Genomic DNA, 25,954 nt, shown 5'->3' on the forward strand with positions numbered 1-25,954 from the left:
GATACAATCGCTTCACGAGAATTTTCCTACTTATCCAGGAGCACAACGTGCCCGTCGTCTTTGTTGCCGCCTCTAAACTCCCGACCCCCTTCGCGACTTTCACCATGCATGGTTTCCTCGACGAAGCCACCGGCCGTGAGCACGTGGTGCTCAGCCTGGGTGACATCGCCGACGGTGAGCCGGTGCTGGGGCGCCTGCACTCCGAGTGCCTGACTGGCGATGCCCTGTTCAGCCAGCGTTGCGACTGTGGCTCGCAACTGGAAGCCGCCCTGCAGGCCATTGCCCGTGAAGGCCGCGGCGTGCTGCTGTACCTGCGTCAGGAGGGCCGTGGCATTGGCCTGCTGAACAAGATCCGCGCCTATGAGTTGCAGGACGGTGGTGCCGACACTGTTGAGGCCAACGAGCGGCTGGGGTTCGCTGCCGACCAGCGTGATTACGCGATCTGCCTGCCGATGCTCGAGCACCTGGGCGTGAAATCGTTGCGCCTGATGACCAACAACCCGCGCAAGGTCAAGGCGCTGACCGACATGAACATCAAGGTTGCCGAGCGCGTGCCGCTGCATACCGGGCATAACCCGCACAACCGTTACTACCTGGCGACCAAGGCCGACAAGCTTGGCCACATGCTGGGTAACGAACACCAGGGTGAGGTTCCCCAGGCGTGACCCGCAGCGAGGTGAAGCGGCGTCTGTCGCTGGCCTGGTGGCAATACCTGGCGGTTGGCCTGGTGCCGCTGCCGGTGATGGCCTGGGCTTTTGGCGGTGGCGATGCGCTGATCCCGGTGCTGGCCATGCCGCTGTTCATCGGCGGTGCGGCAACCATGTTCCTCAGCCTGCCGCGTTTCGGCGCCTACAAGCGTGCCTTGATCGCCACCTCCAAGTTACTTGGCACGGCTGAAGAACCGGCCGCCTGGATCGAGTTGGCCCGGGTACGGCGCATGGCCATGCTGTTCGCCTGCTTCCCTGCCTGGGTCGCCGCATTGTCGGTGCTGGTAGGGCTCGAAGCGGTGCCGCAAATTCTTTTGGCGTTATCCACCGTGGTGGTGCTCTACCTCTACCGCATCCCGCGTCAGCTAGGGTGATGCGCCGCCTGCTTTGCCTGCTGGCGATGCTGGCCTGCACCGTCCAGGCTGGCGAGCCTCTGCGTGTGGTCAGCCTTGCGCCTTCGATGAGCGAAATCATGCTTGAGCTGCAGGCCGACGACTTGCTGGTGGGCATGCTCGACGGCGGCGAGCGCCCAGCGGCGCTGCGTAATCTGCCTTCGGTGGGGCGCCAGGGGCAACTGGATATGGAGCGCCTGCTCAGCCTCAGGCCTGACCTGCTGTTGCTCTGGCCCGGCAGCGTGCCACCAGCCCAGCGCGATCAGCTCACGCGGCTGGGTATCGCGACCTTCAGTGCAGAACCCCACGACCTTGAGCAACTGCTTGAACAGATCGAGGCCATTGCCGTGCGTGTAGGGCGGGCAGAGCAGGGGCGGCAGTATGTGGGAGGCCTGCGTGAACGGTTGCGGCAACTGCGTCAGCACTATCGGCGTGAACAGCCGCTACGGGTGTTCTATCAGGTCTGGGACCGGCCGCTGTACACCTTGGGTGGGCGACAGGTGGTGAGTGATGCCTTGGCGGTATGTGGGGCACGCAATATCTTTGCCGACCTGAGCCAGCCGGCACCGCAAGTGAATGTGGAATCAGTGCTGATGCGCGATCCGCAGGTGATTCTGGCTGGCGACCAGGGGCAGTTGGCAAGCTGGAAGGCTTGGCCAGATTTGGACGCTGTGGCCGGTGATCGTCTGCTGGTGGTGCCGGACAAGGGCCTGGAGCGGCCCAGCGGGCAGATGATCGAAGCCACCGCCCGCTTGTGTGCGCTGCTCGAATCTAAAGCGCCGGCGTCCAGGTGACGCTGAACAGGGCCGTGCGGCCCTCTTCGCGGTAGCCGTAGCTGGCGCCCTGGTAGTTGTAATGGGTGCGGCTGTACCGCCTATCCAGCAGGTTGTCCAGTTTCAGGTCGAACTTCAGCTCGCGGCTTGCCGCCCAACTTGTGCGCAAGCCCAGTAAGCCGTAACCACTGATGGGATCGGTGTTTGCTTCGTCGTTGTAACTGCTGCTCACTGCTTGCCAACCCGCGCCAATGCTGAAGCGGTCAAACTTACGGTCTATGTCCAGGCTCAAGGTCCGTCGTGCCCGGCGAGATAGGGTATGACCGTTATCACGGTTGCGCGGGTCGACTAGGGCGAGGCCGATCTGCGACGTCCAGCCGTTCCATTCTTGGTTCAAGGCCATCTCAAAGCCGTTGATGCGGGCGGAGCCGACATTCTCCGGTTGCATGCTGTACTCGATCGCGTCGCGCAGGTCCGTGCGATACAGCGATGCTTCCAGCCTGCTGCTTCCGTTTAGTTGGCTACGCCACTGCAGCTCGTAACTCTTCGAGTGCTCGGGCTGGAGGTCAGGGTTGTTGTAGCCGGGAAAGTAGAGGTCGTTGAAAGTTGGGGCCCGGAAGCCTTCGCTGTATGACACCAGTACATCGTTAGCCTCGTTGAGCGGTAAGGTCAGGGTACTGCTCCATGTGGTCTGCCCACCGAACTGCTCATTCTCGTCGTGGCGCAGACCCAGCTCGGTTGAGAAGTTGTCACCCTGAAAGCGGTGCTGGGCGAAAATAGCGCGATTCCAGCGGCTGTCTTCTTTGAAGTCGGTACTTGAATGGACGCGGTCTTCGTACCAGTCGCCGCCTAGTAGCACACTGTTGCGTTCATCCACCGTCAGGCTGTTCTGCCAAGTGGCCTGGTCGCGATAGGTATTGAACGGGAAGCTGGAATGGCTGAGCTTGTCTCGGCTGTCGTCGCGGTTCTCGCTGTGGGCCAGCTCCACGCGGCTGTTCCATTGGTCGGTCAGTTGTGCATCCAGGTAGATGCCGATGGTGCTGACGGCGAAGTGCGAATAGGGCTCTTGTGGACTGAGGCCGCGAGGCTCGTCGTACTCATGTCGCCCTCGGCTGTCGAGCAGGTTCAGGCCGGTTTCGAAACGTTCGCCAAAGGTGTGGCTCAGGCTCAGGTTGAACGACTTGTTGCGGTAGGCGTCATGATCGCCGTCGCTGGCAAAGGACGGGCCGGTCGAGTCGATGCCTGCCGTTTCGTCCAGGCTGGCGCCCAGGTTGAAGCGGGTCGCGCCGTCGCCTCCGGACAGGCCCAGGCTACGTTGCCAGGTCTGGTTGCTGCCTGCTGCCATGCGCAGGCGCGGCTGCAGGCCCGTGCCGTTGCTGCGACGGGTGAAGATCTGAATGACACCGCCGATGGCATCGCTACCGTAGATCGCCGAGCGTGAGCCGCGCAGCACTTCGACACGTTCGATTTGGTCGACGTCGAGAAACTGCAGGCCGCTGTCGCCCGAGGTGGCGTTGGCGATGCGCACGCCGTCGACCAGCACCAGGCTCTGGGCGGCCTTGGTGCCGCGGATGAAGATACCCGGCAGGCTACCGCGGCCACCGGTGGGCGCGACTTGCACGCCGGGCACGCGTGCGAGGAGGTCGGTGACGCTGGTGGGTTGCAGGCGGTCGATGTCGTTGCGGGTGAAGACGGTGTTGGCTGCGCTGGTGGCGGTGCGTGATTCGACCTGGCGGTTGGCGCTGATCAGCACGTCGGGGAGCTTCAGGGCGTCGTCGCGTTCGGCGGCCAGAAGCGGCAGGGGCAGGCAGAGCAGGGTGGCGAAGGTTGAGGTTTTCATGGGCAGTACCAGTTGCGAGGGCTGCGCCCTCGATCGCGACACAAGGCCGCTCCTACAGGATTCCGCGGTCCTGTGTAGGAGCGGCCTTGTGTCGCGATGGGCCGCAAGGCGGCCCCAGGAATTACAGGCCGAGCTTGGCCATGCGGGCCTTCACCGAAGCTTCGATGCCGGCCGCATCCAGCCCACATTCAGCCAGCATCTGCGCAGGCTTGGCGTGCTCGACGTAGATATCCGGCAGGCCCAGGTGCAGCAGCGGCTTGATCACCGCCTGGCTGGCCAGGAACTCACCCACAGCAGCCCCCGCGCCGCCCATGATGGCGTTCTCTTCGAGGGTCACCAGCAGCGCATGACTGCCTGCCAGTTCCAGCACCAGTGCCTCGTCCAGCGGCTTGACGAAACGCATGTCGACCACGGTGGCGTTGATTTGCTCGGCAACCTGCAGGGCTTCAGCCAACTGCACGCCAAACACCAGCAAAGCGACCTTTTCGCCCTGACGACGGATGACGCCCTTGCCGATTTCCAGCGGTTCCAGGTCGCCACTGATCGGCGCGTTGGGGCCGGTACCGCGTGGGTAGCGTACCGCTGCCGGGCCGTTGTACAGGTGGCCGGTGCTCAGCATCTTGCGCAGTTCGTTTTCGTCGCTGGGCGTCATCACCAGCATGCCCGGGATGCAGCGCAGGTACGACAGGTCATAGCTGCCCGCGTGGGTCGGGCCGTCTTCGCCGACCAAACCTGCCCGGTCAATGGCGAACAGGACGTCGAGGTTCTGTACCGCCACGTCGTGTATCAGCTGGTCGTAGGCGCGCTGCAGGAAGGTCGAGTAGATCGCGACCACCGGCTTGCTGCCTTCGCAGGCCATGCCCGCCGCCAGCGTGACGGCATGCTGCTCGGCGATGGCCACATCGAAGTAGCGCTCGGGGTAACGCTCACTGAAGGCAACCAGGTCGGAGCCTTCCTTCATTGCCGGGGTGATGCCCACCAGGCGGTTGTCGGCAGCGGCCATGTCGCACAGCCATTGGCCGAATACCGCAGAGTACTTCGGCCCGCTGGCCTTCTTCGGCGCGGCCGGCTTGTCGGCAGGCTCGAGCTTGGTGATGGCGTGGTAGCCGATCGGGTCGATCTCGGCCGGAGCGAAGCCTTTGCCCTTCTTGGTCACCACGTGCAGGAACTGCGGGCCTTTGAGGTCACGCATGTTGCGCAGGGTGGCGATCATGGTAGGCAGGTCGTGGCCATCGATCGGGCCGATGTAGTTCCAGCCCAGCTCTTCGAACAGGGTGCCGGGCACCAACATGCCTTTGGCGTATTCCTCGGTGCGACGGGCAATCTCCCAGGCACCTGGCAGGCGCGACAGCACCTTCTTGCTGCCCTCGCGCATGCTTGCGTAGGTGCGGCTTGAAAGAATCTTGGCCAGATAATTGGACAGCCCGCCAACGTTACGCGAGATCGACATGTCATTGTCGTTGAGAATGACCAGCATGTCGGCGTTGACTTCCTGGGCATGGTTCAACGCCTCGAACGCCATACCGGCTGTCAGGGCACCGTCACCGATCACTGCAATCGACTTGCGCGCGCTGTTCTGCAGGCGGGCGGCAATGGCCATTCCCAGTGCGGCGCTGATCGAGGTGCTGGAATGGCCGACGCCAAAGGTGTCGTACTCACTCTCGCTGCGGCGCGGGAAGGCGGCGATCCCGTCCTTCTGGCGCAGGCTCAGCATGCGGTTGCGCCGGCCGGTGAGGATCTTGTGCGGGTAGGCTTGATGGCCGACGTCCCACACCAGCCGGTCGTCCGGGGTGTCGAAGACGTAGTGCAGGGCGATCGTCAGTTCGATCACGCCCAGACCGGCGCCAAAATGCCCACCGGTCTGACCCACGGTGTAGAGCAGCTCCTGGCGCAGCTCGTCGGCCAGGTGCTCAAGGTCGGCTTCGGCCAGCCGGCGCAGGCCGGCAGGCGTGTCAGCGCGGTCGAGCAACGGCGTGACCGGGCGTTCGCGGGGGATCTCTTGAAACGTCGTGGGCATCAGGCGAGTCGTTATAGATGTTAAGACGCGGCAGTTTACCCCATTGTGGGAAAAGTGCCCATTCGACCAGAGGTTGCACGCCCCCTGTGTGCGGGTTTGGAATCAGTGTTTCTTAATGGCGGCGTTCGACGATGTAGCGCGCCAACGCCCGCAGAGGTTCTGCGTCTTCACCAAACCCTTCAAGTGCGACCAGCGCCTGGTCGCGCAGTTCGATCGCATAGGCCTTGGCCGCTTCCAGGCCAAGCAGGGCCGGATAGGTCGGTTTGTCACGGGCGATGTCGGCACCCTGGCGCTTGCCGAGGGTGGCGGTGTCGCTTTCCACGTCGAGGATGTCGTCCTGCACCTGGAATGCCAAGCCAATGGCCTGTGCATAAGTCTGCAGGGCGTCCAGCTGCGCCTGCTCGGCGCGGCCGCTGGCCAAGGCGCCAAGGCGCACGCTGGCTTCGATCAGCGCGCCGGTCTTGTGCCGGTGCATGAACTCCAGGGCCTGCTGGTCCAGCTTCACGCCGACCGAGCCAAGGTCTATGGCCTGGCCTGCGACCATGCCGGCAGGGCCTGCAGCCTTGGCCAGGGCCTGGACCATGGCCAGGCGGATGGCGTCGGGCTGCGGGCTCAGCCGTGGGTCGAGCAGGGCGCTGAAGGCCAGGCTCTGCAGGCCGTCGCCGGCGAGTATCGCACAGGCTTCGTCGAAGGCTTTATGGGTGGTCGGCTGGCCACGGCGCAGGTCGTCATCGTCCATGGCCGGCAGGTCGTCGTGCACCAGCGAATAAGCATGGATCAGCTCTACCGCGCAGGCGGCGCCGTTAGCCTGCTCGGCCGGTGCGCCCAGTGCTTGGCAAGCAGCATAGGCGAGCAGCGGGCGCACGCGCTTGCCGCCGTTCATCACGCTGTAGCGCATTGCGGCGTACAGCCGCTCAAGCTCCTTGGTGGGCGCGATGAACAGGGGTTCAAGGGCCGCATCGACGCGCGCCTGGCTGCTGGCTTGATAGGCGCCGATCATGCCTCTGGCTCCGCATCGAAGGGCTGAGCGGCTAGCTCGCCGTCACGCTCCAGCAGTATCTGCACTTTCTGCTCGGCCTGGGCCAGGGCGCCCTGGCAATCGCGGGTCAGGGCGATACCTTGCTCGAAGGCGGCCAACGAGTCTTCCAGCGACAACTCGCCGTTCTCCAGGCGTTCGACCAGCGCTTGCAGGTCGGCGAGGGATTGCTCGAAATCGATGGAGGCTTTTTTGCGGGCCATGGCGACGGGTCTCGGTGGCTGTTCAGAACGGCGCGACACTAGCAGAGCGGGGCGGGGGGAGCAAACTTGAGGGTGTTTTTTCCGGCCCACAGGTACAGCACAATGCCAGGAGGCTGTGCTTTACCTGTGGAAGCCGGCTTGCCGGCGATTGGGCCGCAAAGCGGCCCCGTCGATCAATCAGGCTGGCACAGCTTCCAGCTCTACCATCGCCTCACGGCAGCGTGCCAGCTCTGCGATGGTCAGCACCGGCAGATTGTACTGGCGAGCATACACCGCCACCTGCTCGCCGCGGGCCATGCTGCCGTCGGGGTTCATCAGCTCGCATAGCACCGCTGCCGGGCGCAGGCCCGCCAGGCGAGCCAGGTCCACCGAGCCTTCGGTATGGCCGCGACGGGTCAGCACCCCACCATCACGCGCCCGCAGCGGGAACACGTGGCCGGGGCTGACGATGTGCCGTTGCTGCGCCGTCGAGCGCAGCGCTGCTTCGATGGTGGTGATGCGGTCCTGGGCGCTAACGCCGGTGCTCACACCTTCTGCCGCTTCGATGGTCACGGTGAAGCCGGTGCCATGGCGAGCCTGGTTGTTCGGCACCATCGGTGCCAGTTGCAGGGCATCGACGGTGGCTTCGTCCAGGCACAGGCAGACGATGCCGCTGCAATCGCGAATCATCAGGGCCATGGTCTGCAACGACAGGTTTTCGGCGGCGGCAACGATGTCCGCTTCGTCCTCGCGGTCGTCATCGTCGAGCAGCAGCACGGGGCGGCCGGCCTGGAAGGCGGCGATGGCAGCGGACACATTGGGGAATTGCTGGTGATGCATGGGGGACATGAAACGCTCCTCGTGAATGATCGATGAACGTCTCGGGGCGAACAAAATGCGCGCGCAAGGGCGCCCGAATGGCCCTTGCCTGACGCCTTCTTTCATCCGGACTATGACCGTCGGCTCTGGAGTCGCACCAGATCTGCTGACCCCCGGCATGGCCGGGGCGCTCGCGGGCTTATCTTTCGATTTACCGCCGGTGGGGACTTTCACCCCGCCCTGAAGACCGGGCAAGCATACCGCACAGTGCCACCCTGCTGACAAGCCGATGATCTGCGACCTTTGGCGTATCAGGGGTGACAGGCGTGATGGAACGCGCAGGTCTAGCGAGACATATCCTCAATTACTTCTTGCAATGAAGCTGGCAGCATCGGCCCGTGCCCCACCCCCTCGATCCGCTCGAAACGCACCTGCAACCCCGGCACCTTGGCCAGGTAAGCCGCCAGCTCCCGCGTCGGCCGCTCTACATCGCCTTGCACCGGAGCCCGCGGGCTCATCGGCTCCTCGCTACCCCGCATCAGCAATAGCGTCGGGCGGTTATCACCCAAGCGCGCCTGCAATCTCTGCGCTTGGCGAACAATTGCCCCGTCGTGCCACCACAACGACGGGCTGGCTGCCGCGTAGTGGCTGAACGCTCCGGGCCGAGTGAATAGCGCGTACAACACTGCCAAGCCGCCATACGAGTGCCCCCACAGCGTCTGCCGCTGCGGGTCGATGGGCGCCAGGCTGGCTACCATCGGCCGCATGCGCTCGGTGAGCAAGTCCAAGAATGCATCCACGCCACCGCTGGGCAGGCGGGTCAGCGGGTCGCGCTGTTCTGCAAGCCCAGCAATTGCCGGTGTGTAGTCGTAGGTACGCCCGGTTCGCTCGATGCGCTGCTCGGTCTGATACCCCACCGCCACCAGCAGTGGTGCCTGCCCCGCTGCGAGTTTGCCCAGTTGCACACTGTCCAGGGCACCGAGGGCGGCATTGCCGTCGAGCATCCACAGCACCGGATAACCTGCGGCGGGCGCCGGGCGATCAGGCTTGCCGACCCACAAGCGGTAATGGCGCTGGCCATCGGCCGAGTCCAGGTCGAGGTGGCTGAAACGATAGGCCAGGTCTTGGCGCTGCAGCAGTGAAGTGTCCATCTTCTGCTCGCGTTGCGGCTGCGCCAGGGCAAGCGGGGCCGCAAGGGCCAACGCCAATGCCAGGGACAGGGTGATCTTGCTCATCAGGCGCCTCATCGATGCTTTGCAAGGAGCGCAAAGCGGGAGAGCCCAGATGATAATCAGTCCTGATTGAGCGTAAAGCGTATTAACTTTCTAAACATTCCTGGGCAACAGGCAGCAACAGGTGCAGGCAAAGCCCGGGATGACCATTGCTGGCCCACAGCTTGCCGCCTTGCAGTTCGACCGCGCGGCGGGCGATGGCCAACCCCAGGCCGAAACCTGCGCCGCTGTTGGGCAAGCGCTGGTAGGGCTTGAAGATGCGTTCGAGTTCAGCGTGAGGCACGCCGGAGCCCTGGTCACTCAGGCGCAGATGCCAGTGGTCGCCCTCACGCCAGCCATCGAGGCTGACCCGGCCATCGGCAGGCGAATGGCGGATGGCATTGCGTATGAGGTTTTCCAGCGCCTGGGCCAGGCTGTCCAGATGCGCCTGCACCACGCATTCGATGCCGAGCGAGCAGGGCAGCCGTGCACGGTCCCAGCCGCTCTCGAAGCAGGCGTCCTGGCATAACGCTTCCCACACGGACACCACCAGCACCGGTTCGGTGCGTAACTGCGGCTGCTCGGTGTCCATCCAGGCGAGGTCCAGGGTGTCCTCGAGCAGCTTCTGCATGTCATCGACCTCGTGCCCCAGGCGCGCGCGCAACTGGGCGGGCGGCAAGTCGCTGTCATGGGCGATGCGCAGCCGCGCCAGGGGTGTGCGCAGTTCGTGAGACAAAGTACGCAGCAGCAGGCGTTGCTGCTCCAGGCTTTGGCGCAGGCGCCCGGCCATGTGTTCGAAGGCCTGCGCCAGTTCGCCCAACTCATCGCGGCGATCCTGCAGGGGTAGGCCAGGGCTGTCCAGGTCGTCCGCGCGCAAAGCGTCGGCGCGGTCGCGCAGGCGGTTGAGCGGTACCACCAGGTGCCGATAGATCGCCAGGCCAAGTAACAGCGCCAGCAGTGTGGGTGCAACGCCGTGAGTGATGAGGTGGGTCCAGGGGGTCAGGCCGGTGGGTAGCAGGCGCTCGGGCAGCTGCAACACCAGCCGGCCGTGTTCTGGGTGCTGCGGGAACTCGATGCTGACGTAGGGCAGCTCATCCTGCAGGCGCCGGCTCATCGGCCAGTCGAGTTTGCGCATGAAGGTCAGGCGGCTGGCCTCGTCGGCATTCAGCGGCGCGGTGCCGAGGCTTTGCAGGTGCGGCCCGATCAATACCGCCCAGGTGTTCTCGGCGTGCTGCAGTTTTCTGCGAAAGGCTTCGGCGCCGGCCGCACCGCCTTGCTGCCAGGCCTGTTCAGCCTGCTGCGCATAGCGCGCCAGATATTCCTGGTCGGCCTGGGATAGAAAATAAGTGCTGCGCTCCACCGACAGGCCCCAGGTCCAGATCAGCCAGGTCAGCAGCAGGCAGAAGCTGACTTGCAGCGCGGCCAGTTTCCACAGCAGGGGATGGCGGCGCATCACAAGTTTTCCGTGTCGACCAGGATGTACCCTTGGCCACGTACGGCCTGTATCTGCACATGCTGGGCACCGATATCGGCCAGCTTGCGGCGCAGGTTGCACACATGCACGTCCAGCCCACGGTCCAGGCGGGTGTAGGCGCGGTGCAATACGGTCTGGTAGAGGAATGCTTTGCTCAAGGCCTCGCCGGGGTGGGCGCTCAAGGTGGCCAGCAAGCGAAACTCAGAGGCAGTGAGGCCGGCAGCCTTGCCGTGGTGAATGACATCCTGATGGTCCTGGTCGAGCATTACCTTGCCGGTTTCGATTGGTGCCGCCGGCCTGCGGTCAAAGGCCACCCGGCGCATCAGAGCATCGACCCGCGCGTCCAGCTCCGCCAGGCTGAAGGGCTTGGGCAGGTAGTCGTCGGCCCCGCGGGTAAAGCCACTGATGCGGTCCTGCTCGGCCCCCAGCGCCGACATCAGCATCACCGGAACTGCCTGCTGGCGGCGCAACTCGTCGAGCAGGCTAAGGCCGTCCAGGCCTGGCAGCATGATGTCCAGCAACACCAGATCGAAGCCATTGTGTTGCACCGCGTTCAACGCCTGAGGGCCGGTGGCGCAGGCGTTGACCACAAAGCCCCGGTTGAGGAAGTGGCGCTGGAGGTCCTCACGCAGGCGTGGGTCATCTTCGACGAGCAGGAGTGAGGTTGGCATTGATAGTCTTGAATGAGAATTCGTATCAGTTGGCGATCATCCCATTGCAGGCAGGGGAAGGGCAATCGCCCCGTGCCGGGCGTAAGTGTTAAGAAGGTTAATCCTGCTGCACCCCTAGTTTTCGTCCGGTATCGTTCGCAAAAAGCAATGTGTTTCGTTTGCGATTAAATATCATTTGGGCGAAAGGTGTATCATGAGCGGTTTCAAAGGTGTGGGAAGCCCCCGACGGGTGCGGGGCTGGCTGATGCTGGGGTTGTTGGCGCCGTTTTCTTTGTCGGCACTGGCCGAAACGGTCGCCAGTGAGGTTGCTGCGGACAGCTCGCTCGACCTGCCGGCGCTGACCATCGAAGGCAACCGCCTGTACGACATGCTGCCTTCGGAAGAAACCGGCGGTTACAGCGTCGACGCTGCCACGGTGGGCACCAAGACCCCAGCGTCGCTCAAGGAAATACCGCAGTCGGTCACCGTCTACACCCAGGACTACGTCAAAGACCGCCAGTTCGTGCACCTCGATGACCTGGCCAAGTACACCGCGGGCCTGCGAACCCTGACCAACGACAGCGGGCGGTCGTCGATCTATGCCCGTGGTTACGAGTACAGCGAGTTCAACATCGACGGCCTGCCGGCGCCCATGGCCAGTATTTTTGGCACCGTGCCGTCGCTGGCGGCATTCGACCGCGTGGAGATCATGCGCGGCCCGGCGGGGTTGTTCAGCAGCACCAGCGAGCTTGGCGGTATCGTCAACATGGTGCGTAAGCGCCCGACCGCCGAGTTTCAGGGCCACGTCGAAGCCAGCTACGGCACCTGGGACACTAACCACGAAGAAATCGACCTGAGCGGGCCGCTGGATGATGCAGGCCGGGTGCGCGGGCGATTCGTTGCAGCGCGTGACGACACCAATGGTGAAGTGGACTACAACGCCAATACCAGCAACAGCTACTACGGCGCGCTGGACATCGACCTTGATGACGACACCCAGCTGTCATTCGGCCTGATCCACGAAGTGAAGAACATCACCCCGCACAACGGCTACCCGGCAACGCTGTCTGGTGAGGTCCCCGATTTCAGCCATTCGAAGTTCCTTGGCGCTGACTGGAACTACTTCGACGGCAAGACCACCGACCTGGTTGCTGAGTTGACGCACCGCTTTGACAACGGTGGTTATGGCCGTATCGCCGCCCGTGGCTCGCACCGCGACACCAACTACCTCTATGCCTTCACTGCGACCAATGCCACCACCGGTGCCAACTCCGAGCGTGCCAGTGCCCGGGACTTCACCCAGGATACCTATTCGCTGGACGCCAGCTACAGCCAGCCGTTCGAAACCTTCGGCCAGGTCAGCGAATTCGTGGTAGGCACTGACTACAAGAACTACGACACCGAGTACCTCAACGGCACCACCAACCTGGGGGCCATCAACGTCAGCAGCTACTCGCCGACCCAGTTCGCCAAGCCGTCACCGAACTACAGCACCGAAACCGGCATGCAGGAGGAAGAGTACGGCCTGTACTCCAAGGTCACCTTCCGTCCGGTCGAGCGTTTGGCGCTGATTGCTGGTGGCCGCTTCAGCTGGTATCGCGGTGATTTCTACACCACTACCCTGAGCACTGCTTCGACTGTCGATGACAACAAACGCGTGGATGGACGCTTCACGCCGTACGGTGGGGTGGTCTACGACCTGACTGATAGCCATGCGCTGTATGCCAGCTATTCGCAGGTATTCAAGCCGCAGTCAGACACCGACAGCAATGGCCGTGTGCTCAAACCCCGTGAAGGCGAGCAGTATGAGTTCGGCCTCAAGAGCAGTTACTTTGGCGGCGACCTCAATACGCGTGTCTCGGTGTTCCGATTGACCGATGAGAACCGCGCCAGCACCGAATACGATGAAGATGGTGTAGACACCGGTTTCTCCGTGGCATCGGGCAAGACGCGCGTGAAGGGTGCCGAAGTGGAAGTCAGCGGCAAGCTGACGCCGAACTGGGAGCTGCTGGCGGGCTACACCTGGATGGAAACCGAAACCCTCGACGGTGATGCCGAAACCACCTTCTTCATCATGCCGCGCAACCAGGCGTCGCTGTGGAGCAAGTACACCATCAGCCGAGGGCCTTTGACCGGGCTGGCCATTGGTGGCGGCGTCTCGGCGATGAGCAACTTCTATTCCGAGAGCGGCGGCGTGCGCATCGATGCGCCGGGTTACGCCACGGTGGATGCGATGCTGTCGTACCCGGTCACCTCGAAGCTGACGGCCACCTTTAACGTCAACAACTTGTTCGACCGCGATTACCTGTCGCGGGTGGGGTCGACTTCGACGTTCAACTTCTATGGGCCTTCGCGCAGCATGATGGTTGGTGCACGTTACGATTTCTGACGTATTTTTCAGGCAATATTCAGTTTTTTACCGTTGCTTGTAGTCCATTTCTGAAATAGCTTGCTACCGCCTTTTCGGCATTGTGCTGCTTTTCTCTGCGGCCTAGTCTGGGCCCGTCGTTGCCAAATCAGCGACCGGGCCTGCAAGCCCGCAGACGAATCCCAGCGCTATCCGAGGTGCCTAGTGTCGGCAGCTTCGGCCAATGGTGGCTGCGTGCTGGAGATCTTCGGATCTGCCGGTTTTCGTCTGTCCGGTCTTGCAGACCTGCACGTAGCCGCCACCCATCAAATGCAAGTGATGTCGTGGTGGTCCATCAGTACACAGACGAGATTCCATCATGTTAAAAATTGTCCCCGATCCGCCCCACGATTCCCATTCCCTTGAAGACACCCTGATCCAGGCCACGGACTATGCGCTGTGCGCCACGACTGTGGTGCACCAGGCGCTGCTATTGCACCCCAAGTCCCCGGCATCGATCTTGATGATGACCTCGCTGCATGAAATGGAGGCGCTACGGGTTTTGCTCGAATCGGCGCTGATCCAGGTGCAGATGCCCACAGGCCCTCGGACCTTGCATTAAGCCTTAAATGATCTGCCGCCTGAGCAGGCCCACAGGGTTCAGCAGCGCTGCGGGCATTGTAGGAGCCGGCTTGCCGGCGATGAGGCCAGGCCGGGCAGCGGAAATTTCAAGGAGTTTGAGCAATGACCACTCACACGACCAGATGGATGAGAAACCCATGATGATCTGGGCTTCGCATTACCTCAGTGCCATGGCCAAGGCGCTGATGGATGATGCCGAACTGGGCATGATGCATTAAGGGCAGGCATTAAAAAGCCGGCTTGTGGCCGGCTTCTCGGGGACGCTTCCGGCTAATTTATGGTAAGCCGCAACCGCCTTAACTGTGTGGCCATCAAGGGCCTGAAAGAGATGGCGAACGTTCGTGTGAAACGTTGCCGAGCCCTCTGGACTGCGGCTTGCGCCGGTCGGGGCTGAATGTGGCGCGTAGCATACAAGGGCCTGCTCAGGATGCCCAGCAAAAAATGGCACAGGGTGTTTCATTCGGGGCGTTGCTGGCAAAAATGCGACCAGTGGAATACCCAGCCGAGTATCTTCAAGTGCTGTGCCTGGCGTTGGGCGGGGGTAAAACGTTCCACGGTGTAGTTGCGCCTGTCATGGCTGTGCAGGCACAGGGTGCCCTTGTGGCCGAGGCTGAGGCTGTTCACCCTGAGGGTGCCATTGTGCAGCAGGGCATAGGTTTCACCGTCCTTGACCTGTGTCTGGCTGACGTCAATGGCCAGTATCGCGTCGCGTGGCACCAACGGCGTCATGTTTTGGTTTGGCATGGCCAGGCAGACGACATTTTCTGTTGCCACGCCCAAGGCTTGCAGCGCTTCAATCGGGAGTTGCAGGTATTTGCCGTCGAGAGCCACGAGCTTGCCGTCGTGCACTTGCTGAAACGGCACCTGCAAGAGCCGGGTAGCCTGTGTCGACAGCGAGGATGGCGAATTATCCGAGGCGGGCGGCAGGGCACAGCTGTGCAGGATCGAGCTGGGGTGTTTGGGGCCTTCGCCACAGCGTAGCCAGCGCCGGTGCACGCAGAACAGATCGGCCAGTTCGTCCAGGCGAGCCAGGGGAACGCCGCGCTTGAACCAGTTGTTGATGTGCTGGGGCGTCACACCGCGCTGGGCGGCGAAGTCGGAAGAGGTCAGGCCACACTCGTGGAGGAGGGCCTTGAGGCGGTCACCGGAGGTTTTCATGCAGCCGAGTGTAGCGGCGCTGTGCCAGTAGGGATATGAACCGGGTGTTGACGTGATGTGTACGAAAAACGCCTAACGGTAGGACGCTGGATTAGGACTGCGTAGGATTTTTTACCATTGCAGCGCGCACACAAAAAAGCCCCGCCGAAGCGGGGCTTGGTGCAACCGGTATCAGCCCTTGTAGGCAGCGACCGATTTGGTGATCGCGGCGCGGGCGGCGTCGGCGCCTTCCCAGCCTTCGATCTTGACCCACTTGCCCTTCTCGAGATCTTTGTAGTTCGCGAAGAAGTGCTCGATCTGCTGAATCAGCAGTGCTGGCAGGTCGGTGTATTCCTTCACGTCAACGTACAGCTGCGACAGCTTGTCGTGCGGAACAGCGATGACCTTGGCGTCGCCGCCGCCGTCGTCGGTCATGTTCAGAACGCCGACTGGGCGAGCGCGGATGACCGAACCTGGGGCGACCGGGTAAGGCGTAACCACCAGCACGTCCAGCGGATCACCGTCGTCGGCCAGGGTGTTCGGGATGAAGCCGTAGTTGGCCGGGTAGAACATCGGGGTAGCCATGAAGCGGTCGACGAACAGGGTATCGCTGTCCTTGTCGATTTCGTACTTGATCGGCGCGTGGTTGGCCGGGATCTCGATGGCGACGTAGATGTCGTTCGGCAGGTCTTTGCCAGCCGGAATCTTGCTGTAGCTCATTGGGCAGTGCCCCCGTGTTTGATCAAAAAAGTGGCGGCGATTATAGGCACATTCGGCCTGGGCATGCCACGCCCGACCTGATGCGCGGGCGCATCAGACGTGGCTTTCGCGGTAGTCAGGGTGTTCGGCCTGCAACCGCGTCAGGCGCGCCAGAGGGTCCTGGCGGTAGAACAGTGACAGTTGCCGGTACACCTGTGGATAAGCCTGCTGCAAGAGGTCGGGCGCGCTGAAGAAGTACTCGCTGGTGACGGCAAAGAATTCAGCCGGGTTTTCGGCCGCATAAGGGTCGATGGCCGTTTGCGTTTCAGGGTCGGCGTCCAGCTGGCGGTTGAGGTCGTCATACGCCTGCTGCATGGCTGTGGCCCAGTCTTCAACCTGCATGTCGCTGTGCAGCGGTGGCAGGCCATTGGCATCGCCATTAAGCATGTCGAGCTTGTGTGCCAGCTCGTGGATCACCAGGTTGTAGGCTTCCCAGCCGCCGCTGGCCAGTACTCCGGCCCAGGCCATGATCACCGGGCCTTGCTGCCACGCCTCGCCGCTGTGTTCTCCATCCCAGACATGCTCCACGCCACTGGCGTCGCGATGGCGCTGGGGGCTCTTGAAGTCGTCCGGGTAGAGGATGATCTCGTGAAAGCCCTGGTACCAGTTGAGGTCCCCAAGGTGCAACAGCGGTAGCTGGGCCTGGGCGGCGAGGAACAGCCGTTGCTGGTCATCCAGCTCGACGCCGGGCAAGGTGGTCAGGTGTTTGTCGAGCAGGAACAATATGCAGGCATCACGTAGCCGACGGTCTTCGTCGTCGCTGATGCCATCGAGCATTGGCAGGCGTTCACGGATCGCCTGCCATTGCTGCGGGTCGACCGGGTAGCGCGCCAACGTGCGCTTGCGCCGCCAGGCGCTGAAGGACCACATGGCGTTTGTCAGTGTGCCTTGGCGGTGCGGCCCAGGCGGCCGCGCAGCAGGCCCAGGACCATGGGTACCAGCGACAGGAAGATGATGCCGACCACCATCAGCGAAAGGTGCTGCTTGATGAATGGCACGTTGCCGAAGAAGTAGCCGAGGGTCACCAGGCCACCTACCCACAGCAGCGAGCCTGCAACGCTGAAGGCCAGGAAGCGCGGGTAATGCATGTGGGCGATGCCCGCGACGAACGGCGCGAAGGTGCGCAGGATCGGCAGGAAGCGCGCCAGGGTCACGGTTTTGCCACCATGGCGTTCATAGAATTCATGGGTGCGCTGCAGGTAGTCGCGGCGGAAGATTTTCGAATCGGGTTTGTTGAACAGCCGTTCACCTGCCGTTCGCCCGATCACGTAATTGGTGCTGTCACCCATGATTGCCGCAGCCATCAGCAGGCCGGCCAGCAGCACCGGGTCCATGCCGCCACCTGCGGCCACGGCGCCGGCGATGAACAGCAGTGAGTCACCCGGCAGGAAGGGCATTACCACCAGGCCGGTCTCGCAGAAAATCACGGTGAACAGGATGGCGTAGATCCAGGGGCCGTAATTGGTGACCAGCAGATCAAGGTAGGCATCGAGATGCAGGATGAGGTCCAGCGGGTTGAAATCCATGTACAGCACCTGTGTTCTTGACCCGCAGCTACGGGCGAGCGGACTTGCGGTAGGGTAAATTTTCAGACATGCCAGGGGCAGGCATTATACGGCCAAGTCGCGAGGATGCCCGGAGAGTTTGTAGCGGGGGGTTACTGAGGGTGCCGGTACCGGCCCGATCGCCGGCCAGCCGGCGGTCGGGCCAGTACTGATCAGTCTTGGCTGATCGGCAATATGTAGCTTTCGAACTCGGTATCCTTGCGAAAACCGATGGATTCATAGGTCCTCTGCGCCACCTCGTTGTTGGCGCTGGTCGAAACCCGCATGCGTACGGCCTGGGTGTCCTTGGCCATCTTCTTTGCCTCACGGATCAGGTGGTCAGCCACAAGCATGCGCCGTGAGTCTTCGGCCACATAGATGTCATTGAGAATCCACACCCGCTTGAGCGACAGCGACGAGAAGCTCGGGTAGAGCTGGCAGAAGCCCAGCAGTTTGGCGTCGTCATCGTCCGGCAGTGCCAGGTAAATGACCGACTCGTCGCGTTTGAGGCGCGTTTCCAGGAATTTGCGCGAGCTGTCCGGGTATGGCAGTTGCCCATAGAACTCGCGGTATCGGACGAACAGCGGGGTGAGCAGGTCGAGGTGTTCCAGGGTTGCCTTGATGATGCGCATGTGCGGCCCTCAGAGTCCATTTGGGAAACAGCGAAATGCCAGCAGCTTTCAATCGCATGCTGCCCAATGCCGGCCAGAAGCGCAATCCGCCGTCCGTGACATGTTCTTTACCCTTCACCGAGTAGGAAATTGCCTTTTTGATTAGAGGTGTTTTCACTGTCGATAGTATGGACCTCCGCTTCGTCCTTAAGATTCACGCCAGACAGCTGTCGGCGACAGGCCTCGCGCATCAGGTATAGCAGGCGATGCGCGGCCATGCCGTAGCTCAGGCCTTCCAGGCGCACGTTGGAGATGCAGTTGCGGTAAGCGTCGGTCAGGCCCACCTTTGGCGCGTAGGTGAAATACAAACCCAAACTGTCGGGTGAACTGAGCCCGGGGCGCTCGCCGATCAGCATTACGGTCATGCGCGCCCCCAGCAGTTGGCCCACTTCGTCGGCCACGGCTACCCGGCCTTGCTCCACCAACACAACCGGTGCGCTGGTCCAGCCATCGGCGGCGGCCTGTTCCTCGAAACGTGCCAGGAACGGCAATGTATGGCGATGCACGGCCAGGGCCGAGAGGCCGTCGGCCACCACGATGGCAAGGTCGCAGCCGCCAGGGTTGGTCTTGGCGTGCTGGCGCAACTGTTCCACCGAGCGCTCGTTCAGGCGCCGGCCCAGGTCCGGGCGTTGCAGGTACTGGTTGCGGTCGCTGGCGGCGCTGTGCAGTACCAGGCTGTCACGCCCGCGTTCCTTCAATTGTTCGCTCAGTGCCGTGTGGTCGAATGCCAGGTGCACGGCATCGCGGGCCTGGGCGTGGGCGAACTGGAAGTCCAGCTGGGCGCTGGTTGGCAGGCTGATGCCGCTGCGGCCAAGGGCGATACGCGCCGGCGTCAGGTTGCGCAGGGCCAGCCAAGGATTTTCGGGGGTGGGTATCTGACGGTCCATGGTCACCTCTATGCCAGCTGTGCCAAGGCCTGGCGGAACGCCGGCGGCAGGTTGTCGCCGAAGCGTACCCGGCCATCGGCCTGGGTGAATATACCGGTGCGCTGCAACCAAGCCTCGAACTCAGGCCCGGGTTTGAGGCCCAGGGTCTGGCGCGCATACAGCGCGTCATGGAACGAGGTAGTCTGGTAGTTGAGCATGATGTCGTCGGAGCCGGGGATGCCCATGATGAAGTTGATCCCGGCCACACCCAGCAGGGTCAGCAGGGTGTCCATGTCGTCCTGGTCGGCCTCGGCGTGGTTGGTGTAGCAGATGTCGCACCCCATCGGCACGCCCAGCAGCTTGCCGCAGAAGTGGTCCTCAAGGCCGGCACGGATGATCTGCTTGCCGTTATACAGGTACTCCGGGCCGATGAAACCGACCACGGTGTTGACCAGAAACGGCTTGAAATGGCGGGCCACGGCATAGGCGCGGGTTTCGCAGGTTTGCTGGTCGACGCCGTGGTGAGCGTTGGCCGACAGGGCGCTGCCCTGGCCGGTTTCGAAATACATGAGGTTCTGCCCCAGCGTGCCGCGCTTGAGCGACAACCCGGCCTCGTAACCTTCCTGCAGCACGTTGAGGTTGATGCCAAAGCCGGCGTTGGCCGCCTCGGTGCCGGCAATCGACTGGAACACCAGGTCCAGCGGCACGCCGCGGTTGATTGCCTCGATCGAGGTGGTGACGTGGGTCAGTACACAGGCCTGGGTGGGAATGTCATAGCGCTGGATGATGGCGTCGAGCATTTCCAGCATGGCGCAGATCGAGGCGATGCTGTCGGTGGCAGGGTTGATGCCGATCATGGCGTCGCCGTTGCCGTACAGCAGGCCATCGAGAATGCTGGCGGCAATCCCAGCCGGCTCGTCGGTCGGGTGATTGGGCTGCAAGCGGGTCGAAAGGCGCCCGCGCAAGCCCATGGTGCCGCGAAAACGGGTGACCACACGGATCTTCTGCGCCACCAATACCAGGTCCTGTACGCGCATGATCTTCGATACGGCAGCGGCCATTTCCGGAGTCAGGCCAGGCGCAAGGGCGTGCAGGCTGTCCTCGTTGGCTTCGTCGCTGAGCAGCCAGTCACGCAGGCCGCCGACGGTGAGGTGGCTGACCGGGGCGAAGGCCTGGGCGTCGTGGGTGTCGATGATCAGGCGGGTAACTTCGTCCTGCTCGTAAGGGATCAGCGCTTCGCTGAGGAAGTGGCTGAGCGGAATATTGGCCAGTGCCATCTGCGCCGCCACCCGTTCACCATCATTGACGGCGGCAACGCCAGCCAGGTAATCCCCGGAACGTGCGGGGCTGGCTTTGGCCATCACTTCCTTGAGGCTGTCGAAGCGGTAGACCAGGTGGCCTACCGTGTGTACGAAACTTGCCATACAGAATCTCCAGAGTGCCGCGGGCGTGCCCGCGGCAGGTGTCGGCAATCAGTGCAGAGCCTCTTCGGCCTTCTGGATCGCGGCGAATTCCTCTTCCGGTGTGCCCGCGACCAGGTGGTGGCGGCTGTAGAACGCAAAGTAGGCAATCAATACTGCATAGATCACTGCAGCGCCAATCACCACCCGCGGGTCGACCAAAAAGCCTGCGACCACGGCGATGCATGCCAGCACCAGGGCGACGCCCGAGGTGAAGATGCCACCAGGGGTGCGATAGGGGCGTTCCATCTTGGGCCGGCGGATGCGCAGGGTGATGTGCGCAGCCATCATCAGTACATAAGACAACGTCGCACCGAACACCGCAACCAGGATCAGCAGGTCGCCCTGGCCGGTCAGTGACAGGCCGAAACCGATGATGCCAGGGATGATCAGGGCCAGTACCGGGGCCTTGCTCTTGTTGGTTTCAGACAGTTTTCGCGGCAGGTAGCCCGCGCGTGAAAGGGCGAAGATCTGCCGCGAATAGGCATAGATGATCGAGAAAAAGCTGGCAATCAGACCAGCCAGGCCAACCAGGTTGACGAAGCCGCCCATCCAGGTGGAGCCGCCATACGCCTTGGAAAGTGCTTCTACCAGTGGGTTGCCGGAGGCTTTGAGCGCTTCGGAGCCCGCCCCCCCCGGGCCTACCACGAGGATCAGCAGGGCAAAAGCCAGCAACACCAGCATGGCGCCAATCAGGCCACGTGGCAGGTCGCGTTTCGGGTTCTTGGTTTCCTCGGCAGCCAGTGGTACGCCTTCTACCGCCAGGAAGAACCAGATCGCGTAGGGGATTGCCGCCCACACGCCAACGTATCCGAACGGTAGGAAACTGCTGGCGCCGACCGCGTTGGTCTGGGCGATGTCGAACAGGTTCGCCGCATCAAAATGGGGCACCATGCCCACAAGGAAGACAGCCAGGGCGATGGCGGCGACGGCAGTGATGATGAACATCAGCTTCAAGGCTTCACCGACCCCGAAGATGTGGATGCCGATAAAGACGATGTAGAACGCCAGGTAGATCATCCAGCCGCCAATGCCGAACAGGGACTGGCAGTAGGCACCGATGAACACCGCGATGGCTGCCGGTGCAATGGCATATTCGATCAGGATCGCCGTGCCTGTCAGAAAGCCGCCCCACGGGCCGAAGGCGCTGCGGGCAAAGCCGTAGCCGCCCCCGGCGGTAGGGATCATCGATGACAGTTCGGCCAGCGAAAAACACATGCACAAGTACATGGTGGCCATCAGCAGGGTGGCGAGGAACATGCCGCCCCAGCCGCCTTGGGCAAGGCCGAAGTTCCAGCCGGCATAGTCGCCGGAGATCACGTAGGCAACGCCCAGGCCCACCAGCAGGACCCAGCCGGCGGCGCCTTTTTTCAGTTCTCGTTGCTGGAAGTAGTCCGACCCGACCTTTTCAAAATCGACGGAAGCGCCTGCCGGTGCGCCGGAGGATTGATCGCTTGGCATAGTTTCACCTGTTCTTTTTCTTGGTGGCCGGACGGGTGCCGGCCGATGGTGATGGGTACTGCAGGAAGCGAGCCATGGAAGCTACAAGTCGCAAGCTACAAGCCTCAAGAAAAAGCGGGTCGGCGTTCTATCCGTTTTTTCTTGCTGCTTGCAGCTTGCAGCTTGCAGCTTGCCGCTTAGAAGAAGCCCAGCGGGTTGATGTCGTAGCTCACCAGCAGGTTCTTGGTCTGCTGATAGTGGTCGAGCATCATCTTGTGGGTTTCACGGCCCACGCCGGACTTCTTGTACCCGCCGAACGCGGCGTGCGCCGGGTACAGGTGGTAGCAGTTGGTCCATACGCGGCCAGCCTTGATGCCGCGGCCCATGCGGTAGGCGCGGTTGATGTCGCGGGTCCATACACCGGCGCCAAGGCCGAACTCGGTGTCGTTGGCGATGGCCAGTGCCTCGGCCTCGTCCTTGAAGGTGGTGACGCTGACTACCGGGCCGAAGATTTCTTCCTGGAACACGCGCATCTTGTTGTTGCCTTTGAGCAGCGTCGGCTGGATGTAGTAACCGGTCGCCAACGCGCCTTCCAGCTTCTCCACCTTGCCGCCGGTCAGCAGTTCGGCGCCTTCGTCCTGGGCGATCTGCAAATACGACAGGATTTTTTCGAACTGCTGTTGCGAAGCCTGGGCGCCGACCATGGTGTCGGTGTCGAGCGGGTCGCCGCGCTTGATCTGCAGCACCTTCTTCATCACCACTTCCATGAACTGCGGGTAGATCGACTCTTGCACCAACGCCCGCGACGGGCAGGTACATACCTCGCCCTGGTTGAAGAACGCCAGCACCATGCCTTCGGCCGCCTTGTCGATGAAGCTCGGCTCGGCCTGCATGATGTCTTCGAAGTAGACGTTGGGTGATTTGCCGCCCAGCTCCACGGTAGACGGGATGATGTTCTCGGCGGCGCATTTCATGATGTGCGAGCCGACCGGGGTAGAACCGGTGAAGGCGATCTTGGCGATGCGCTTGCTGGTGGCCAGTGCTTCGCCGGCCTCGCGGCCATAGCCCTGGACTACATTGAGCACGCCGGGCGGCAGCAGGTCGCCAATCAGCTCTACCAGCACGGTGATGCCCAGCGGGGTCTGCTCGGCCGGTTTGAGCACCACGCAGTTGCCAGCGGCCAGGGCCGGGGCCAGTTTCCAGGCGGCCATCAGGATCGGGAAGTTCCACGGGATGATCTGCCCGACGACGCCCAGTGGCTCATGGATGTGATAGGCCACGGTATTTTCGTTGATCTCGGCGGCACCGCCCTCTTGGGCGCGTATGCAGCCGGCGAAGTAGCGGAAGTGATCGACCGCCAGCGGAATGTCGGCGTTGAGGGTTTCGCGGACCGGCTTGCCGTTGTCCCAGGTTTCGGTGATGGCCAGCACTTCCAGGTTCTGCTCGATGCGGTCGGCGATCTTCAGCAGCACGTTGGAGCGGTCCTGCACCGAGGTGCGGCCCCAGGCATCGGCGGCAGCGTGGGCGGCGTCGAGCGCCTTGTCGATGTCTTCGGCAGTGGAGCGGGGAAATTCAGCGATCAGCTTGCCATTCACCGGGGAGGTGTTGTCGAAATACTGCCCCTTGACCGGAGCTACGAATTCACCACCGATGTAGTTGCCGTAGCGGCTCTTGAAGGAAACCTTCGCGCCCTCGGTACCGGGATGTGCATAACGCATGGTGTGTCTCCTGGTTAATTGTGTTTGTTGAGGAGTTGGAAAGCGTAGAGCAAAGGTTGGGCCAGCGTGGTGAGGGCCTTTGGAATCAATAGATTGCGTGGTTTCTGGGTGAGTCTGCAGGGGTTGCTGTGCCAGGGATGGCACGGTCTGTGTGACACTTTGTACCGTTTGCGACACGCTTGATTGCGGTGCATTGCAAAGCCCGGGCGGGTGGAGGATGCTGGCAGGACGCTCTATCTGCGGAGAACAACAACCAATGCAGAGCCACCACCTCAGTCGTCATGCCCAGCAAGTGCATACCGTTGCCCACGGCGAAGCCGGCGGTGCCGGCAGCGACCCGTCCATTGCCCGCTCCTGGCTGCGATGCCTGGAGGACTACCATCTTGATCCCGAGGTGCTTGCGGCGCCGGTCGTGCTGGAACACGGCCGCCTGCTCGAAAGCCGTGAGCGCCTGAACCAGGTGCTGAAAATCGCCGATAATGAAATGAACAGCTTGCACCAGCAGCTATCAGGTGCCGGGCACGCGGTCCTGCTTACCGATGCGCGCGGTGTCATCCTCAACTGTGTCACCGCACCCAGCGAACGGCGCATTTTCGAACGTGCGGGGTTGTGGTTGGGCGCTGACTGGAGCGAGGCGCGCGAAGGCACCAATGGCATCGGCACATGTCTGGTCGAGCGCCAGGCGCTGACCATCCATCAGAACGAACACTTTCGCGGTCGTCATACCGGGCTGACCTGTTCGGCCAGCCCGGTATTCGACCCGCATGGCGAGCTGCTGGCAGTGCTCGATGTGTCATCGGCGAGGCCGGATGTCTCGCGTCAGAGCCAGTTTCATACCATGGCGCTGGTCAACCTCTCGGCGAAGATGATCGAGAGCTGTTATTTCCTGCGCCACTTCGAACAGCAATGGTTGCTGCGCTTTCACCTGCAGGCCGAGTCGGTGGGGTTGTTCAGCGAAGGGCTGCTGGCTTTCGATGCCGATGGCCGTATCTGCGCGGCCAACCAGAGCGCCCTCAACCTGCTGGGCACCATCCGTGGCGGGGTGCTGGGCAAGCCGCTGGAAATGTTCTTTGCCTGTAACCATGATGAGCTCTTCAGCCGCGCCATGCCCAATGGCAGCCCGGCCTGGCCGCTGTATACACGTGATGGTCGGCAGGTATTTGCCAGCTTGCGGGGTCAGGCGAAGGCACCGGTGTGGGCGGTGCCGGCTGGTTTGCCCGAAGCCCGGCCAGAGGCTGCCCCCGGAATTTGTCTGATGGACCCGGCGCTGCAAGGTGACTTCCTGCGTGCGCTGCGGGTCTTCGAGCGTGATGTGCCACTGCTGGTGTCGGGCGAGACCGGCTGTGGCAAAGAAGCCTTTGCCCAGGCAGTGCACCAGGCTAGCCAGCGGCGCGGCAAGCCGTTCGTGGCAGTCAACTGCGCCTCGATTCCTGAAAGCCTGATAGAGAGCGAGTTGTTCGGTTACCGCGGCGGCAGTTTTACCGGGGCGCGCAAGGAGGGCATGCGCGGCAAGCTGCTGCAGGCCGATGGCGGCACATTGTTGCTCGACGAGATCGGTGACATGCCGCTGGCGCTGCAGACCCGCCTGCTACGCGTGCTGGAAGAACGCCAGGTGGTGCCGATCGGCGGTGAGCCGCAAGCGGTCGATGTGCGGATCGTCAGTGCTACCCACCGCGACCTGCTTGAGCGAGTGGAGCAGGGCACATTCCGCGAGGACCTCTATTACCGGCTCAATGGCTTGGAAGTGGCAATGCCGGCGGTGCGCGAGCGTAGTGACAAGGCTCAGTTGCTGGATTTCCTGTTGCGACAGGAAGCGCAAGGCCAGGCCATCGAAATCGAGCCAAGCGCCCGCCAGGCGCTGCTGGATTTTGCCTGGCCGGGCAATGTGCGCCAGATGCGCAACGTGCTGCGTACGTTGGTGGCATTGTGTGAGGATTGTCATGTCGCGTTTGCGGATCTGCCCGCAATCGTGCGCAACACCTCCAGCCCTGTAGGGGCGGCCTTGTGTCGCGAAAGGACCGGTGAGCGGCCCCAGGATTTCGATAACGCTGCCCAGTTTGCGGGGGCCGCTTCGCAGCCCTTTCGCGACACAAGGCCGCTCCTACAGGCGGAGGGCCAGGCCCTGTTGTCCGTATTGGAGGCAAACCGCTGGCACCTGACCCGTGTCGCCGAGCATTTGGGTATCAGCCGCAATACCTTGTATCGAAAACTGCGCAAACACGGCATCGCCAGGGGCGTTTGAGCGAAACAGCGGGTGCGATTTCCCGCG

The 25,954-nt window shown here is 62.6% G+C and carries 23 protein-coding genes, 1 pseudogene and 1 riboswitch; of the genes and pseudogenes, 7 read left to right on the forward strand and 17 right to left on the reverse strand.

Going from position 1 to position 25,954, the window contains the following annotated elements; genetic code table 11:
* Positions 1–47 precede the first annotated feature (47 nt).
* Genes ribA through JET17_RS02890 form a run of 3 tightly spaced genes read left to right on the forward strand, consistent with a single transcriptional unit; the run spans position 48 to position 1,893 of the window.
* Positions 48–665 carry a GTP cyclohydrolase II gene (gene ribA / locus JET17_RS02880; RefSeq protein ID WP_012312515.1) on the forward strand — a complete coding sequence of 206 codons (618 nt, stop codon included), beginning with the start codon at positions 48–50 and terminating at the stop codon, positions 663–665.
* Entirely contained in the window at positions 662–1,081 is a 420-nt protein-coding gene (locus tag JET17_RS02885) for a hypothetical protein (protein ID WP_012312516.1), read from the forward strand. Before ribA ends, JET17_RS02885 begins: the two co-directional genes overlap by 4 nt.
* Entirely contained in the window at positions 1,081–1,893 is an 813-nt protein-coding gene (locus JET17_RS02890) for a cobalamin-binding protein (protein ID WP_012312517.1), read from the forward strand. The genes JET17_RS02885 and JET17_RS02890 overlap by 1 nt, the downstream gene beginning before the upstream one ends.
* Here the strand turns inward: JET17_RS02890 and JET17_RS02895 are convergent.
* From JET17_RS02895 to JET17_RS02930, 8 genes are all read right to left on the reverse strand, one after another.
* Positions 1,871–3,712 (reverse strand): TonB-dependent receptor plug domain-containing protein, encoded by a 1,842-nt coding sequence (locus tag JET17_RS02895; RefSeq protein ID WP_042111114.1) that lies wholly within the window; start codon positions 3,710–3,712, stop codon positions 1,871–1,873. The two genes, JET17_RS02890 and JET17_RS02895, sit on opposite strands and share 23 nt — an antisense overlap.
* 121 nt (positions 3,713–3,833) lie before the next feature.
* Positions 3,834–5,729 (reverse strand): 1-deoxy-D-xylulose-5-phosphate synthase, encoded by a 1,896-nt coding sequence (gene dxs / locus JET17_RS02900; protein WP_012312519.1) that lies wholly within the window; start codon positions 5,727–5,729, stop codon positions 3,834–3,836.
* Positions 5,730–5,841: 112 nt separating this feature from the next.
* Entirely contained in the window at positions 5,842–6,729 is an 888-nt protein-coding gene (gene ispA, locus JET17_RS02905) for a (2E,6E)-farnesyl diphosphate synthase (protein WP_012312520.1), read from the reverse strand.
* Positions 6,726–6,968, reverse strand: coding sequence for an exodeoxyribonuclease VII small subunit (locus tag JET17_RS02910; RefSeq protein ID WP_008092375.1), 243 nt, complete (start codon positions 6,966–6,968; stop codon positions 6,726–6,728). The genes ispA and JET17_RS02910 overlap by 4 nt, the downstream gene beginning before the upstream one ends.
* Positions 6,969–7,145: 177 nt before the next feature.
* Entirely contained in the window at positions 7,146–7,796 is a 651-nt protein-coding gene (gene ribB, locus JET17_RS02915; protein ID WP_012312521.1) for a 3,4-dihydroxy-2-butanone-4-phosphate synthase, read from the reverse strand.
* Positions 7,797–7,876: 80 nt separating this feature from the next.
* A riboswitch (FMN riboswitch) is annotated at positions 7,877–8,018 on the reverse strand.
* 92 nt (positions 8,019–8,110) lie between these two features.
* A complete protein-coding gene (locus JET17_RS02920) occupies positions 8,111–9,001 on the reverse strand; it encodes an alpha/beta hydrolase (RefSeq protein ID WP_012312522.1) in 891 nt (296 codons plus the stop codon).
* A gap of 82 nt (positions 9,002–9,083) precedes the next feature.
* Positions 9,084–10,430 (reverse strand): sensor histidine kinase, encoded by a 1,347-nt coding sequence (locus JET17_RS02925; RefSeq protein ID WP_012312523.1) that lies wholly within the window; start codon positions 10,428–10,430, stop codon positions 9,084–9,086.
* On the reverse strand, positions 10,430–11,122 hold the full coding sequence (locus tag JET17_RS02930; RefSeq protein ID WP_012312524.1) for a response regulator transcription factor: 693 nt from the start codon (positions 11,120–11,122) through the stop codon (positions 10,430–10,432). The genes JET17_RS02925 and JET17_RS02930 overlap by 1 nt, the downstream gene beginning before the upstream one ends.
* 193 nt (positions 11,123–11,315) lie before the next feature.
* Here JET17_RS02930 and JET17_RS02935 point away from each other — a divergent pair, with 193 nt between their 5' ends.
* The 3 genes and pseudogenes from JET17_RS02935 to JET17_RS27675 all read left to right on the forward strand — a co-directional run.
* Positions 11,316–13,490, forward strand: coding sequence for a TonB-dependent siderophore receptor (locus JET17_RS02935; protein ID WP_012312525.1), 2,175 nt, complete (start codon positions 11,316–11,318; stop codon positions 13,488–13,490).
* Positions 13,491–13,827: 337 nt separating this feature from the next.
* The gene (locus JET17_RS02940) at positions 13,828–14,070 is read left to right on the forward strand and encodes a hypothetical protein (protein WP_012312526.1); all 243 of its coding nucleotides are present in this window, start codon (positions 13,828–13,830) and stop codon (positions 14,068–14,070) included.
* 142 nt (positions 14,071–14,212) lie between these two features.
* Positions 14,213–14,308 (forward strand): annotated as a pseudogene (locus JET17_RS27675) (DUF3077 domain-containing protein); the annotation flags it as partial.
* Positions 14,309–14,546: 238 nt separating this feature from the next.
* Here the strand turns inward: JET17_RS27675 and JET17_RS02950 are convergent.
* From JET17_RS02950 to JET17_RS02990, 9 genes are all read right to left on the reverse strand, one after another.
* A complete protein-coding gene (locus JET17_RS02950; protein ID WP_012312528.1) occupies positions 14,547–15,248 on the reverse strand; it encodes a LexA family transcriptional regulator in 702 nt (233 codons plus the stop codon).
* A gap of 171 nt (positions 15,249–15,419) precedes the next feature.
* Positions 15,420–15,947, reverse strand: a complete 528-nt coding sequence (gene ppa, locus JET17_RS02955) for an inorganic diphosphatase (protein WP_003255365.1) — start codon at positions 15,945–15,947, stop codon at positions 15,420–15,422.
* A gap of 93 nt (positions 15,948–16,040) precedes the next feature.
* On the reverse strand, positions 16,041–16,856 hold the full coding sequence (locus JET17_RS02960) for a zinc-dependent peptidase (RefSeq protein WP_012312529.1): 816 nt from the start codon (positions 16,854–16,856) through the stop codon (positions 16,041–16,043).
* Between the two features lie 8 nt (positions 16,857–16,864).
* Positions 16,865–17,512, reverse strand: coding sequence for a DedA family protein (locus JET17_RS02965; RefSeq protein ID WP_012312530.1), 648 nt, complete (start codon positions 17,510–17,512; stop codon positions 16,865–16,867).
* A gap of 191 nt (positions 17,513–17,703) precedes the next feature.
* On the reverse strand, positions 17,704–18,162 hold the full coding sequence (locus JET17_RS02970; RefSeq protein WP_012312531.1) for a GNAT family N-acetyltransferase: 459 nt from the start codon (positions 18,160–18,162) through the stop codon (positions 17,704–17,706).
* Between the two features lie 107 nt (positions 18,163–18,269).
* Entirely contained in the window at positions 18,270–19,088 is an 819-nt protein-coding gene (eutC, locus tag JET17_RS02975; protein ID WP_012312532.1) for an ethanolamine ammonia-lyase subunit EutC, read from the reverse strand.
* 8 nt (positions 19,089–19,096) lie between these two features.
* Complete coding sequence (locus JET17_RS02980) at positions 19,097–20,491, reverse strand: ethanolamine ammonia-lyase subunit EutB (protein ID WP_012312533.1); 1,395 nt, start codon at positions 20,489–20,491, stop codon at positions 19,097–19,099.
* A gap of 48 nt (positions 20,492–20,539) precedes the next feature.
* A complete protein-coding gene (gene eat / locus JET17_RS02985; protein WP_012312534.1) occupies positions 20,540–21,988 on the reverse strand; it encodes an ethanolamine permease in 1,449 nt (482 codons plus the stop codon).
* A 176-nt stretch (positions 21,989–22,164) separates the two neighbouring features.
* Positions 22,165–23,685, reverse strand: coding sequence for an aldehyde dehydrogenase family protein (locus JET17_RS02990; protein ID WP_012312535.1), 1,521 nt, complete (start codon positions 23,683–23,685; stop codon positions 22,165–22,167).
* Positions 23,686–23,941: 256 nt separating this feature from the next.
* Between JET17_RS02990 and JET17_RS02995 the strand changes: the two genes are divergently transcribed.
* Positions 23,942–25,927 carry a sigma-54-dependent Fis family transcriptional regulator gene (locus tag JET17_RS02995; protein WP_012312536.1) on the forward strand — a complete coding sequence of 662 codons (1,986 nt, stop codon included), beginning with the start codon at positions 23,942–23,944 and terminating at the stop codon, positions 25,925–25,927.
* The last annotated feature ends 27 nt before the right edge of the window (positions 25,928–25,954 follow it).

The sequence above is a fragment of the Pseudomonas putida genome, from assembly GCF_016406145.1.
Taxonomy (GTDB): domain Bacteria; phylum Pseudomonadota; class Gammaproteobacteria; order Pseudomonadales; family Pseudomonadaceae; genus Aquipseudomonas; species Aquipseudomonas putida_E.

Coding starts and splice junctions, on each gene's coding strand:
- JET17_RS02890 (WP_012312517.1), top strand. CDS start 1,081: ATGCGCCGCCTGCTTTGCCTGCTGGCGATGCTGGCCTGCACCGTCCAG.
- JET17_RS02895 (WP_042111114.1), bottom strand. CDS start 3,712: ATGAAAACCTCAACCTTCGCCACCCTGCTCTGCCTGCCCCTGCCGCTT.
- dxs (WP_012312519.1), bottom strand. CDS start 5,729: ATGCCCACGACGTTTCAAGAGATCCCCCGCGAACGCCCGGTCACGCCG.
- ispA (WP_012312520.1), bottom strand. CDS start 6,729: ATGATCGGCGCCTATCAAGCCAGCAGCCAGGCGCGCGTCGATGCGGCC.
- JET17_RS02910 (WP_008092375.1), bottom strand. CDS start 6,968: ATGGCCCGCAAAAAAGCCTCCATCGATTTCGAGCAATCCCTCGCCGAC.
- ribB (WP_012312521.1), bottom strand. CDS start 7,796: ATGTCCCCCATGCATCACCAGCAATTCCCCAATGTGTCCGCTGCCATC.
- JET17_RS02920 (WP_012312522.1), bottom strand. CDS start 9,001: ATGAGCAAGATCACCCTGTCCCTGGCATTGGCGTTGGCCCTTGCGGCC.
- JET17_RS02925 (WP_012312523.1), bottom strand. CDS start 10,430: ATGCGCCGCCATCCCCTGCTGTGGAAACTGGCCGCGCTGCAAGTCAGC.
- JET17_RS02930 (WP_012312524.1), bottom strand. CDS start 11,122: ATGCCAACCTCACTCCTGCTCGTCGAAGATGACCCACGCCTGCGTGAG.
- JET17_RS02935 (WP_012312525.1), top strand. CDS start 11,316: ATGAGCGGTTTCAAAGGTGTGGGAAGCCCCCGACGGGTGCGGGGCTGG.
- JET17_RS02940 (WP_012312526.1), top strand. CDS start 13,828: ATGTTAAAAATTGTCCCCGATCCGCCCCACGATTCCCATTCCCTTGAA.
- JET17_RS02950 (WP_012312528.1), bottom strand. CDS start 15,248: ATGAAAACCTCCGGTGACCGCCTCAAGGCCCTCCTCCACGAGTGTGGC.
- ppa (WP_003255365.1), bottom strand. CDS start 15,947: ATGAGCTACAGCAAGATTCCGGCTGGCAAAGACCTGCCGAACGACATC.
- JET17_RS02960 (WP_012312529.1), bottom strand. CDS start 16,856: ATGTGGTCCTTCAGCGCCTGGCGGCGCAAGCGCACGTTGGCGCGCTAC.
- JET17_RS02965 (WP_012312530.1), bottom strand. CDS start 17,512: ATGGATTTCAACCCGCTGGACCTCATCCTGCATCTCGATGCCTACCTT.
- JET17_RS02970 (WP_012312531.1), bottom strand. CDS start 18,162: ATGCGCATCATCAAGGCAACCCTGGAACACCTCGACCTGCTCACCCCG.
- eutC (WP_012312532.1), bottom strand. CDS start 19,088: ATGGACCGTCAGATACCCACCCCCGAAAATCCTTGGCTGGCCCTGCGC.
- JET17_RS02980 (WP_012312533.1), bottom strand. CDS start 20,491: ATGGCAAGTTTCGTACACACGGTAGGCCACCTGGTCTACCGCTTCGAC.
- eat (WP_012312534.1), bottom strand. CDS start 21,988: ATGCCAAGCGATCAATCCTCCGGCGCACCGGCAGGCGCTTCCGTCGAT.
- JET17_RS02990 (WP_012312535.1), bottom strand. CDS start 23,685: ATGCGTTATGCACATCCCGGTACCGAGGGCGCGAAGGTTTCCTTCAAG.
- JET17_RS02995 (WP_012312536.1), top strand. CDS start 23,942: ATGCAGAGCCACCACCTCAGTCGTCATGCCCAGCAAGTGCATACCGTT.